The following is a 12,329-nucleotide window of genomic DNA, read 5'->3' as shown; positions in this document are numbered from 1 at the left end:
GCGTACCATATGTCCGCGAAGGGTTGAAAATCTAGTATTTTACTGAAAATAGGGGATCTGGTGTCCGTCTAATTGCAGGGTGAATTTTTGGTTGATCACTTTTTTGTAATTTAGGAATTCGGGAAGCGTTATGAGAGGGAGATTGCTGGAAAAACAGAAGTACACATTTGAGGAGCTAAGTTATTTCACACCATGGGACGATATAAAAAGTTGAAAATGCTCACATTTCAGATATTGTTATTCAGTCTAATCTAGTGTCAACGTGAACGAACTTAACACTGCAAATTTTATTCAACGTGCCCCCGGTGAATCCATAGCATTACAAAACAAATATTTAATCGAGCTTATACAGGGTGGCACACGCAATTGCACCATAGGGAACATGAATTTTTAAATTATTTTCTTGAAGGAGGGGGTCCATCAGACTCCTGTTCTCTTTTATATCTCTTTGTGTGTTTCTGGTACATTGTTATAGAAATTAATTTAAATGTGTCTCATTGATTTCGGGACCTACTCAACCCAAGTATCAGATACGACTCCATCGCCATATCACATCTCAGCTAACTCCCTGACATAAACCTCTCCAAATTTGTTATCCCATAAAAATAAGCAATAGGCTTACAAACGGTATTCTGCTTGACTCCTCTGATAATTTGCATGAATGATTGAATTGCGGTTCAAGCCGCAGCTTACAAAAACAATTTACGAGAAAGATCAGGAAATAAAGTCTGATGTACAAACCGACTGGGAATGGTAAATGGTTGAAATTCATTTTTTGAAAAGCAGCTGTAACGTCCTCAGTTTCGATAACTACGAGTCTACTATTTTTATTTTATTACAGACTAACTATTACATATATTGGAAGTATTTTTCGAATCTACTATATGATATGGTAAAAATAAGAAATAAAGGTATAGAAAGGAAGAGTGATTTGAGGGAAAAGACTATTTCAAAAATAGTAGTATTTGCTTTAATTTTTACACTTTTATATCCATTAACAAGCATGCAGGCGGTAGGGGAAACAGATATTGGTGATAACCAAATAGCTGATATCAGCCCTATAGAAAATTTATATAAGAAAAATGAAGGGATACAGATTTATTACGATAAAACGCCTAATGACAATGACGATGAAGAGAATCTTAAAGATGTAGTGGTTTTTGGTGATAAAAACTTAGAGCAAGCGATAAAGGATCAACTTGGTATAACGGATAGGAAGATTACGGTTAACGACATGAAGTTTTTATCCACGTTAAGTGCAAATAATAAAGAGATTTCTGATTTAAGTGGCATAGAACATGCTACAAATTTGAATTCGCTATTCCTCGTTAATAATCATATTTCTGATCTATCGCCTCTTAGTAATCTAGTAAATCTATTTGAGATTAATCTTGCTCATAATAAGATTAGTGATCTTAGACCTTTAGAAAGAATGACAAATCTAAGTACATTATATTTGATGAATAATTTAATTACTGATATTACACCTATAAGTGCTATTCCTAAACTAACATATCTGGAATTAGCCGAGAATCAAATCTCAGATATTACACCAATAGGTAAAATGACGAACCTATACCACTTGGGTCTAGCCCATAATCAAATTAGTGATCTTAGTCCACTGGAAAATGTAAAAAACCTAACACAATTGATTATACCAAACAACAAAATAGAAGACATAACCCCGTTAACTCAACTTACGAATCTTAGATATCTTGCACTCGGTAATAATAAGGTAAACAATCTAGCACCACTAAGTAATTTAAATGAGCTGGATTCACTTCTACTGGAAAATAACAGTATTAATACGATCTCAGATTTAGCTGGATTAACTAGATTAACTCAACTAAATATATCGAATAATCGTATTAAGGATATTACGGCAATTGGTCAACTTGAAAATCTTGTCTGGCTAGATGCCAGTAATAATTTGATTGATAATATTGATCCATTATTGGTGAATGTTGAGAAGGGGATAGATCTTAGTGTTAGAGGAAAGGGAGATACGTTACAGTTTAATATTCTTTATAACAACCTTAATTTGTTAGATAAAACCACAGCCAGTATTATTGAGCACTTACAGAGTCTAGGAGTTAGAGTCATTTATCACTCTCAGAATGAAGAGATACCAATTTTAATAGATAGCCTAGAAATGAGTGTAAGAGAAGCAAGTGTAGGGGATAATGTCACAATAAAGGTGGAGTTCACTGACATGATTTCAAATCCTCGTTACGCTGAGCTTTTATTAAAATCACCTACATCTAACATTTCTTGGCATAGGCAACATGTTCCTTTAGCTTATGATGAAGAACAGGGGCTATGGATCGGTTCTTTTACCGTGGATGAAAATCATGAACATGGAATTTGGGAAGTTGAATATATATATTTTGAAGATATAGATGGTTTTCAAGATGCGATTTCCGGTGAGCATTTACCGCATTCAATCGATAAGAGTCTGTTTATTAATAATGAACAAAAGGATCTAATTACTTGGGCTGCCCTTTCATATTTTAATGCGTTAGGGAATCGAACAAACTTTAAAATAAATATAGGAGTTATGGATATAAATTTATTAAGTCAGAAAAAAGATCAACTAGAAGTTACGATTGAACTGGAAGGAGAAAATAGTCAGAAGCTCATACTAGATGGGGATATTTCGAATCAATGGGATCACTTTTACGTTGTGGAATTTGATTTGCCAGATGATATTGATGAGGGGTATTGGTTGTTTAAAGAGGTTGTTTTTTCTAATGGTAAGAATAAGTTTACTTTTAATAAATTCCTTGAAAATAAAGATTTTTCACATCAATTTTATATGCCATCGCTTGAAGCTGATGAATGGGTAAGGTCGACGTTATCAACGCTGATATTTAAAGATCATTATATTACACTACCTGGTGAGGGGTATCTGCTGATTAATGACTTTATAGAAAAATACAGGTATGGGCTCCCTCCTTATGTTGATGTAGTTACCCATGAAAAGTTATTAGAGTTTGCTAATAAAACAGGAGACCCTTATGGTGATGAAATTTTTTTGTATTCGTTATATAAGGATGGGTTCATTGATTCAGAAGAAGAGCCGTTGATCCCAATACAGGTATATAACTTCAGAAGTGAAGTGGTGTATGAAGCTGGTAAAGAAGTAGAATGGTATGTGACGGAAATACTCCATAATCTACATGTTATGCATGACGTAAACAACACGGTTACTGCTTACATACTTAGTCCAGCTGGGCAAGAGTATGTAATTGATAACTTTATCTATGATCCGAAATTTAATAAATTTGACCTTATTAATATTAATGAAGGCGGTTGGATTGGAAGCTTTAAGTTACCAGAGCAAGCATATAATGGCATATGGCAAATAGATAGAATTGAAATTAGTTCTAATAAAGGAACACAGACATTTGTAAACGGTAAGGATTTCTATAATGCTAGCTTTGAATTAAGTAATGCAAATCCTCTTCCTGACACGAAGGAACCTATTGATGAATGTTTTAAAATTGGCCAAGGGAATGGTAAGGGTCTAGGTTTGGCGAATGGTAACGATCCGAGGAATGGTAAAGGCATAGAGCATGGTAAAGGACTGGGGATTAGTAAAGGTCTAGGGAATGGTAAGTGTCCGGGGCAAAACAAAGGTCAAGATAAGGTGACGACTTTTAGCTTTAAATAATTTGGACTATTTTTTCCAAGTACCGGTACCGTACGTGGACACTTTACTGGGATTTGTCTTTTTACGGTACCTGGTACTGAACATAAATTCGTGGTATGAAGGCTACGTTGCCGGACTTGTGAACGCAAAAATTACAACAGGAAAAACACCGACAACGTTTGCTCCAAATGCAGTCGTTACACACGGTGAAGCAGCAACATTGCTATACCGTGCACAATTGTTAAGAGGCGCTGCGCCAAAGATTGTTGAGATATATTAATGCAAGGAAACGTGAGAATAATAGATGAACTCTATTATTCTCTTTTTTTTGGCTGAATTCTTCTGAATGAACACAATTTATTAAGCAGTATGAGAGTATTTCAGTAATTAGGATGCGTAACCACCAATATTTAATGTAAAACCAACACATTTTACTAAAATTAAGTGGATCATTAACTAAGTCCTAGTCATTTATCGGCCGATACCAACGATTTATAAGCGAATTTTAACGATTTATAAGCGAATTTCAGATGTTTATAAGCCAAATCGAACAGTTTATAAGCCGATTACCATTTACTGGTAAAATATATATCCTACATACGTCTTATTTCTGTACCTGTCATTACCTGAAAAATCTTGTTTTACAGGAAGTTTTCACGAGCAATGGGTTAATAGACGGAGTACAAGGAGTCTTGAAAACTAGAAGAAGATATTTTTAATCCCAAGTTCTATTAAGTATAGAGACTTGTCTATACCAACTATACTGAAATGAATATCTTTATAGTAGAAAGGGGTGAAATTGATGTTTAAGCTATTTTTAGATCCGGGCCATGGCGGATCGGATCCTGGTGCAATCGGAAATGGTTTGCAGGAAAAGAACCTCACTTTGGATATTGCCCTTCGAATCCGAGATATCCTTCAAAAAGAATATCAAGATATAGATGTAAAGATGAGTAGGACAACCGATACAACAATTACTTTAAAAGAACGTACAGATGCAGCAAATAGCTGGGGTGCTAATTATTATTTATCGATTCATATAAATTCATTTGATGGAACTGCCAATGGATATGAAGATTTTATTCATAGTAGTTTATCAGATTCTTCTCAGACAGCGCAATATCGTAACATCATGCATGAAGAGATTATAAAAGTAAACGGGCTATTTAACCGTGGAAAGAAGAAAGCTAATTTTCATGTATTACGTGAGACAAGCATGCCAGCACTATTAACAGAGAATGGATTTATTGATAACGGTAATGATGCCGCAAAGCTAAAAGATCCAAATTGGCGGCAACGAGTTGCTCAAGGTCATGTAAATGGTCTAGTAAGGGCATTTAATTTAAAAAGAAAACCACAGGCTGCTCTCCATCGCGTCATTGTAGATGGGGTTCAAGTAGGAGCATACCAAGAAGAACAAAATGTCTTGAATGCCGTCCAACGTCATCTGCAAACAGCAAAAAGAATTGTCGTTGAAAAAGTTGAGTAAATCGTTTAAGTATGGGCACATACTCCAGTGCGGTTGTAAGGAGTTTAAACAATGCCAGACAATCAGCAAATACAGCAAGCTCAACACCAAAAAACTAAACAACAGTGGTACTTTTAAGAAATCGGTAACCAGGTACCGCGAAAAGACCGGAGAAGAGCACATTCATTTTGAGATGTGCTCTTTCTACATTTTAATTCATTTGTATGTTTAGCATTGAGTAAAAATTGCTGAGTAATGATCGTTAAAATTGGAAGTTCCAGTAGTGGTCCTATTACCACCGTTCAAGCGATTTATGGTTGGTCTGGAACTGCTGTCATTGCAATGGCTTGGAGTTAGGACTGCACCGGGTGCGGCGGGAATTGAGCGTGAATATCGGTACCAGGTCCCGCAAAAAACACGTCAACATATCTCACATAATTGTAGTTGATCGGTACCATATTCTGGTTAAATGAATTTATCAAAAAGAAAGCAATATTAGGAATTTACTTAACATTCGTTACTGCTATCACTTGTTTTCTAACGATTTAGTAATTAATAACGAAATAGGAGTGGAGAAATATGAAAAAGATTCGCAAATTATTGATCTTCGGTATGCTGATGGGATTGTTAGGTTTTCTGACAGCTTGTGGGGGTGCCGCATCAGAAACGGCTTCAACGAAAGAGAGTGCAGAAGGAGAGAACTTTCCAAATCAACCGGTTCGACTCGTAATCCCGTATCCGCCAGGTGGAGGAACCGACGTCTTATTCCGACTTGTGGCAAGTTATGCAGAAGAGCATTTGGGACAGACCATTGTGCCGACGAATATGGCCGGAGCTACGGCGACGGTCGGTTCGCGACATGTAAAAGATGCTAAACCTGATGGTTACACGATCCTTGGGATTCACCAGGTGGCAGCAACCGCTTATCACACTGGAATTGTCGATTATGGGTTTGATGCGTTTGATCCGGTGATGATGATGACATCAACACCACATATTCCAGCCGTTAGTAAGAATTTTAGTGAAACACATAATATAACGACGATGAATGACTTGGTTGATTATGTAAAAAGTGGAAACGAAATGACGTGGGCGTTCACAACTGGTTCTGAAGATCATTATACGATTGCCGCCTTATTAGATGCCGCTGGTGTTGATCCACGCTCATTAAATTATGTCAATTATGACGGAACGGGTCCACAATACGCCGCCCTCGTTGCAAAACAGGTCGAAGGGATGACCGGTGATTTTGCTTCTGGAAAAGGCTATATTGAAGATGGCTCGATGGTTCCGTTAGGGATGGTCTTTGATGAAAGAAACCCGTTTTTACCAGAAGTACCGACATTAATTGAACAAGGAATTGATTTTGCTGTAACGGTTGACCGCGGGATATTAGCGCCAAAAGGAACACCGGCAGAAGTAATCAAAGTGCTTAATGATGCCTTTGAAAAAGCACTTGCCGATCCGGAGCTGCAAAAACGAATTGAAGAGCTTGGCAGCTTCCCGAATTTTAAGTCGACCGAGGAATATGAACAACATTTAAAACAATTGGATGATCAAATGGAACAATTAGCAGATAAAATGCAATTTTAATTAAATGTTTAATAAAATCAGAGGTGATGATTGTGGTCAATCGTATATTCGCAGGTGTCGTTTTAATTGTCGCCGGAATCTTCTTTATTGAATCAAGAGGCTTTTCTGAAAAAACAGGGATGCAAACCTTTGCTCCCTCGCTTTTTCCCACTATTATACTGGCGCTTATGTCGGTGCTCGCCATCACTGTTTTCATCCGCAGTTTTTTTGAAGAAAAAGATAGCATCGCCCTGTTCACGAGAGTACGAGTGTATATGGCCGAGCATTGGCGTGTCCTTTCAATGATCGGATTGCTCTTCATTTATATTTATTTACTAACCGTTGTCGGCTTCTTCATTAGTACAATTGCCTTTTTACTCATTGCCTTTTCGATTTTAGGGCAGGTAACGAAAAAGCTGCTCGTTGCAAACGTCGCCTTGGCACTACTTATTCCGTTTTCAGTCCAGTGGGTCTTTCAAAATGTGTTAAATATTTATTTGCCTTAAGAAAGGAGAATGAAGTGAGATGGATCTTTCAGCGATACTGTTAGCGGCACAAGAAGTAGTTCAGCCGTTTACGTTATTTTTAATTTTGATGGGTGTATTTTTTGGCATTATTGCTGGAGCGATCCCAGGTTTTACATTTACGATGGCGATCATATTGGCCTTTCCTTTTACATTTGGGATGGAGCCGATTCAAGGGTTGGCCTTAATGATCGGGATTTATATTGGCGGTCTATCAGGCGGGTTAATCTCCGGGGTGTTACTTGGAATTCCGGGCACGCCTTCATCGGTCGTGACAACATTTGATGGCTATCCAATGACCAAAAGAGGAGAGCCAGCACGGGCACTTGGGATTGGGATTATTGCTTCAGTGTTGGGTACGGTCATTGGGGCGATTCTCCTTTTTGTTCTGGGTCCGGTTATTTCGAAAGTGGCACTGCAATTTGGACCGTGGGAAATTTTTGCTCTTGTTGTCTTTGCTCTAACACTCATTGCCGGCTTAAGTGGCGGCAACTTAATGAAAGGGCTCATCGCTGGTTGTGTCGGCTTACTCATTGGGACAGTCGGTATCTCGCCGACTGGTGCTGTCCGCTTTGACTTTGGTTTTGCCAGTTTAACCGCAGGGTTATCAGCGATCCCAGTACTCATCGGTTTGTTTGCTTTTTCGCAGCTGTTTAAAAATATCGAGGAAATCAAAATCGCTTACTCGGCAGAAGAGAAGTCAATGTTAAAAAAGAAAGTACGCATCCCGTTTGCCCAAGTATTTCGTGATGTCTTTAAGGAAAGATGGAATGTGCTGCGCTCCTCAATGATTGGTTGTTTTGTTGGTTCGCTGCCAGCTGCTGGTGCTGAATCAGCGAACTTCATAAGTTATGACCGTGCCAAAAAAGCAGCGAAGAAAAAGGAGCAGTACGGCAACGGTCATCCTGGGGGGATCGTCGCTGCTGAAAGCTCAAATAACTCGGTTGCCGGCGGTGCCTTTATCCCGACGATTACACTTGGAATCCCGGGTGATGTTGCCCAAGCGGTGATGATTGGCGCCCTTATTTTACACGGGATCACGCCAGGACCAGGGCTATTTGCACAACAACCAGTGCTTGTTAACTCGATTTATATTGCGATTATTGTCAGTGCAGTGTTTATCCTGCTTGTACAAACGTTACTGCTGCCAGTGTTAATCCGAATGACATTAATTCCGAAATCACTGCTCATCCCAAGCATTCTCGTCTTTAGTACCGTCGGGGCGTTCGCGTTAAATAACCGCCCATTTGATATTTGGATTGTCTTTGTCTTCGGTTTAATTGGCTTTTTGCTCGTCAAAGCCGATGTGCCGCTCGGACCAGTCATCTTAGGGCTGATCCTCGGCCCGACGCTTGAAGCGGAAATGATCCGAGCGTTTCAATTAAGTCCGTCGGTTAGCACATTCCTTACCCGTCCAATTTCATTATTATTCTTATTGCTAGCTGTCAGCTCAATTATTTTCACAATGCGCCAAAAGAAAAAAGGAACCGTAGCACCAGAGATCAAGCAGGCGTCGTGACGAGAGAGGATTTCACGAACGTTCCGCGAATGATTATGTAGAGGAGGTCCAGTCATGCCTACCGATTATCAAATTCCGAACATTACGATTGATGAGATTGACCGAGAGATTCTCTCTAATTTACATGAGAATAGTCGAATTTCTTACACAGAGTTAGGAAAAAAAGTTGAATTGTCACGGGTCGCCGTACAAATGAGGATTCATAACTTAATCGAGCTCGGCGTGATTGAAAAATTTACGACCGTCATTAACCCGGGAAAAATCGGGCTTTACGTCTCCGCCTTTTTCAACGTTGATGTGAAGCCGAAATATTTGGAGGCGGTCGCCAACCATTTAGTTCATGAACCGGCGGTCACGAGCTTGTACCATATGACTGGCCCGAGCAAACTCCACATGCACGGCATCTTCAAAAACGATCAAGAGATGGAGCGTTTTCTGATTGAAAATCTTTACGCCCTGGAAGGAATCGAAAGTGTTGATTGTCAAATGCTCATTAAACGGTATAAAAGTCGAATGGGGATGAAGCTCTAGTAAATGGAATGCGACAGGTTTTTTTTATAAAAAAAAGAATGGTTTATGCCGTTTACTACCTGTACAAATCGAAGTGAGGAGAGGGTTTAGATGAATAAAAATCAAGCGTACCGCCCGACGACGATGGGGCCAAATGGAGCGATCACAACGCCGCATTATTTGGCGTCGCAAGCGGGGATGAATGTGTTGCAAAATGGCGGAAATGCAATTGAGGCGGCGATTGCCGCAGCTTCAACGATTGCTGTTGTTTATCCACATATGAATGGGATTGGTGGTGATAACTTTTGGCTCATTTACAATGCGAAAGAGAAAGAGGTGAAGGCGTTAAATAGTAGTGGTCGTGCCGGAGAAAAGGCGACGATTGATTACTATAAGGAGAAGGGTTTTCAGAAGATTCCGGCTCGTGGGTATTTAGCGGCAAATACTGTTCCTGGTGCGGTTCGTGGCTGGGAGGAGGCGTATCAGTACAGTGAGCAGAACTTAGGCAATCGCTATCAGTGGAGCGAGCTGCTGCAGGCGGCGATCGGTTATGCGAAAGATGGTTATCCGGTTACACCGAGTCAAGAGCATTGGACGAATGTCAATTTGAATGAGCAGGATCAGGATTTCCGCTATTTGCAACGGTTTGATGAGTTTCGCAAAGTGTTTTTAAAAGCGAATGGCACCGCTTATCGGGCGGGGGAGCTGATGAAGCAGCCGGATTTAGCGGTAACACTTGAGGGGATTGCTAAGGAAGGGGCGAGCTTCTTTTATGAAGGTGCGCTTGCTGAAAAGATAACGGCTGAGCTGCAAGCAAACGGCGGCCTGTTAACGAGGGAGGATTTCGCGGGTCATCGCTCGGACTGGGTTGAGCCGCTTTCTGTCAACTATCGCGGCTATCAAGTCTATAATCTACCTCCAAATACACAAGGAATGGCGTCGCTGTCGATCTTAAACATTCTCGACAATTTTGATGTCAGTGCGATTGAGGAAGGGTCGGCGGATTACTATCACCTTCTAATTGAGGCGACGAAACTGGCCTTTGCTGACCGTGACGAGTGGCTGACAGACCCTGATTTTGTTACTATTCCCATGGATGAGTTGCTGTCGAAAGTACGTGGTCAGGAGCATGCAAAGCGGATTAAATTTGATGTGACAACGAGCATGGAGAAACAGCTCGATCCAAAAGGTGATACCGTTTGGTTTGGTGTCGTTGATAAGGATGGAAATGCCGTTTCCTTTATTCAAAGCATTTATCATGATTTCGGTTCGGGCATTGTTGCCAAAGACACTGGGGTTCTGTTACAAAACCGCGGTAGCTTCTTTTCGCTCGATCCAACGAATATCAATTGTTTAGCACCGAATAAGCGAACATTCCACACGTTAAACCCGGCACTGCTATGCAATGGTGGAGAGCCATATCTCGTTTATGGAACGATGGGCGGGGAAGGACAGCCGCAAACACAAGCGGCACTTGTAACGAGAATCATTGATTATCAGTACGACGTCCAAGCAGCGATAGAAGCACCACGCTGGTTATACGGACGCACGTGGGGTGCGAGCTCAAACAACTTAAAGCTTGAAGGGCGAATTCCAGCAGGCGTCATTGCTGAGCTTCAGAAAAAAGGGCACCCGGTCGAGGTTGTTGCTGATTTTACTGATGTGATGGGTCATGCTGGAGCGATTAAAATTGATTCAAACAGTAAGGTGAAATATAGTGGTGCTGATCCGCGTGGTGATGGAGCAGCGCTCGGGTTTTAAGAAAGGAGGGGACGAAAGTGAAGGTTCAGATGGAGCTTTTTATCGCTTTTTTTAGATCGGGAATGCTCGGCTTTGGCGGTGGGCCTTCGGCGATTCCTCTTGTACATAAAGAGGTTGTGCAAATATTTAAATGGATGGATGATGATGAGTTTAGCGATATTTTAGCATTGGGGAATACATTACCAGGGCCAATTGCGACAAAAATGGCAGGCTACATCGGCTACCGTGTTGGAGGTTGGCTTGGTATGATCAATGCGGTCATCGCCTCGATTGCTCCGACGATCCTCTTAATGATCGTCTTACTCACATCGCTTTCCACGTATAAGGATCAACCGTGGGTCGCTGGAATGACAAAAGGCGTCGTTCCGATTGTCGGCGTAATGATGGCGATTTTAACATGGCAGTTTTTTCAGAAATCAACGGAAGGACTTGGAATCGGCAAAAGTGTATTCTTTTTAGTCACTAGCTTTTTACTGATTGAAGGACTCGGCGTTCACCCGGGACTTGTCATTGCTGCTTTGCTTCTATTTGTACTGTGTAAGCCGGTGAAAAAAGTTGACCGTAATAAAGAGGAAAAAGGGAGGGAGACGGTTTGAGTGAGTACATTCAGCTTTTTATTGCCTTTTTTATCCCGGGAATTGTCGGTTACGGCGGTGGGCCGGCTTCAATTCCACTGATTGAATATGAAGTTGTTCACCGTTACGGTTGGATGACAGTCGAGGAGTTTAGTGAAGTGTTAGCACTAGGTAATGCGTTACCTGGTCCAATTGCGACAAAGATGGCTGGTTATATCGGCTATGATGTTGCAGGTGGAATTGGCGCCTTTGTTGCTGTTTTTGCAACGGTTGTGCCATCGCTATTATTAATGATCGTTTTACTTGGTATCCTTTATAAATTTAAAGATTCACCGAAAGTAAAAAGTTTGACGGCTATCATCCGCCCGACGATTGCTATCCTGCTCGGCGTATTGGCATTTCGCTTTTTTGAAAGTTCTTATAACGGTTCCGGCGTCTGGCATACGTTATTTCTCGTTGTCGTTGCTTACCTCATGCTAGAAAAGTGGAAGGTTCACCCGGCGTTTGTCATTGTCGGTGGTCTCGGTTATGGGGCGATCTTGTTGAGTTAAGTAATCACGGTATGGTATGGATACCACTGGGATTTGTCTTTTTACGGTACCTGTACTGAACATATGGCCACCTATTGAACAGGAAAAGCTGATTCGTGTTTGGCGGACATATGGTACGTTATTTGTGACAAAAATGCTGTTTTGAGAGGTTTGGCGGACATATGGTACGTTATTTTGTTTAAAAGACTGATTATTTG

General features: G+C 40.7%; 11 protein-coding genes. All 11 read left to right on the top strand.

Annotation, left to right across the window (positions count from 1 at the left end; genetic code table 11):
* Positions 1 to 931 precede the first annotated feature (931 nt).
* The 11 genes from ACJ2A9_RS17880 (at position 932) to ACJ2A9_RS17830 (ending at position 12,132) form a co-directional block, all read left to right on the top strand.
* Positions 932 to 3,673: a leucine-rich repeat domain-containing protein gene (locus ACJ2A9_RS17880; RefSeq protein WP_441423045.1), complete on the top strand. Its 2,742-nt coding sequence runs from the start codon at positions 932 to 934 to the stop codon at positions 3,671 to 3,673.
* 34 nt (positions 3,674 to 3,707) lie between these two features.
* The gene (locus tag ACJ2A9_RS17875; protein ID WP_441423044.1) at positions 3,708 to 3,932 is read left to right on the top strand and encodes an S-layer homology domain-containing protein; all 225 of its coding nucleotides are present in this window, start codon (positions 3,708 to 3,710) and stop codon (positions 3,930 to 3,932) included.
* A 522-nt stretch (positions 3,933 to 4,454) separates the two neighbouring features.
* A complete protein-coding gene (locus tag ACJ2A9_RS17870; RefSeq protein WP_441423043.1) occupies positions 4,455 to 5,141 on the top strand; it encodes an N-acetylmuramoyl-L-alanine amidase family protein in 687 nt (228 codons plus the stop codon).
* Between the two features lie 262 nt (positions 5,142 to 5,403).
* Positions 5,404 to 5,568 (top strand): hypothetical protein, encoded by a 165-nt coding sequence (locus ACJ2A9_RS17865; protein ID WP_441423042.1) that lies wholly within the window; start codon positions 5,404 to 5,406, stop codon positions 5,566 to 5,568.
* Between the two features lie 131 nt (positions 5,569 to 5,699).
* Complete coding sequence (locus ACJ2A9_RS17860; RefSeq protein ID WP_441423041.1) at positions 5,700 to 6,713, top strand: Bug family tripartite tricarboxylate transporter substrate binding protein; 1,014 nt, start codon at positions 5,700 to 5,702, stop codon at positions 6,711 to 6,713.
* A gap of 32 nt (positions 6,714 to 6,745) precedes the next feature.
* The gene (locus ACJ2A9_RS17855; RefSeq protein ID WP_441423040.1) at positions 6,746 to 7,198 is read left to right on the top strand and encodes a tripartite tricarboxylate transporter TctB family protein; all 453 of its coding nucleotides are present in this window, start codon (positions 6,746 to 6,748) and stop codon (positions 7,196 to 7,198) included.
* Positions 7,199 to 7,217: 19 nt separating this feature from the next.
* A complete protein-coding gene (locus tag ACJ2A9_RS17850) occupies positions 7,218 to 8,735 on the top strand; it encodes a tripartite tricarboxylate transporter permease (protein ID WP_441423039.1) in 1,518 nt (505 codons plus the stop codon).
* A 54-nt stretch (positions 8,736 to 8,789) separates the two neighbouring features.
* Positions 8,790 to 9,266, top strand: a complete 477-nt coding sequence (locus tag ACJ2A9_RS17845) for an Lrp/AsnC family transcriptional regulator (RefSeq protein WP_441423038.1) — start codon at positions 8,790 to 8,792, stop codon at positions 9,264 to 9,266.
* 90 nt (positions 9,267 to 9,356) lie between these two features.
* On the top strand, positions 9,357 to 11,006 hold the full coding sequence (gene ggt / locus ACJ2A9_RS17840) for a gamma-glutamyltransferase (protein WP_441423037.1): 1,650 nt from the start codon (positions 9,357 to 9,359) through the stop codon (positions 11,004 to 11,006).
* A gap of 29 nt (positions 11,007 to 11,035) precedes the next feature.
* Positions 11,036 to 11,602 (top strand): chromate transporter, encoded by a 567-nt coding sequence (locus ACJ2A9_RS17835; protein ID WP_441423062.1) that lies wholly within the window; start codon positions 11,036 to 11,038, stop codon positions 11,600 to 11,602.
* The gene (locus ACJ2A9_RS17830) at positions 11,599 to 12,132 is read left to right on the top strand and encodes a chromate transporter (protein WP_441423036.1); all 534 of its coding nucleotides are present in this window, start codon (positions 11,599 to 11,601) and stop codon (positions 12,130 to 12,132) included. Before ACJ2A9_RS17835 ends, ACJ2A9_RS17830 begins: the two co-directional genes overlap by 4 nt.
* Positions 12,133 to 12,329: the final 197 nt, after the last annotated feature.

The sequence above is a fragment of the Anaerobacillus sp. MEB173 genome (assembly GCF_052119505.1).
Lineage (GTDB): Bacteria > Bacillota > Bacilli > Bacillales > JBJMAU01 > JBJMAU01.
The sequence above is the reverse complement of the archived record's forward strand: the minus strand, read 5'-3'. Positions and strand labels throughout refer to the sequence as shown.

Coding starts and splice junctions, on each gene's coding strand:
- ACJ2A9_RS17850 (WP_441423039.1), top strand. CDS start 7,218: ATGGATCTTTCAGCGATACTGTTAGCGGCACAAGAAGTAGTTCAGCCG.
- ACJ2A9_RS17870 (WP_441423043.1), top strand. CDS start 4,455: ATGTTTAAGCTATTTTTAGATCCGGGCCATGGCGGATCGGATCCTGGT.
- ACJ2A9_RS17835 (WP_441423062.1), top strand. CDS start 11,036: ATGGAGCTTTTTATCGCTTTTTTTAGATCGGGAATGCTCGGCTTTGGC.
- ggt (WP_441423037.1), top strand. CDS start 9,357: ATGAATAAAAATCAAGCGTACCGCCCGACGACGATGGGGCCAAATGGA.
- ACJ2A9_RS17860 (WP_441423041.1), top strand. CDS start 5,700: ATGAAAAAGATTCGCAAATTATTGATCTTCGGTATGCTGATGGGATTG.
- ACJ2A9_RS17845 (WP_441423038.1), top strand. CDS start 8,790: ATGCCTACCGATTATCAAATTCCGAACATTACGATTGATGAGATTGAC.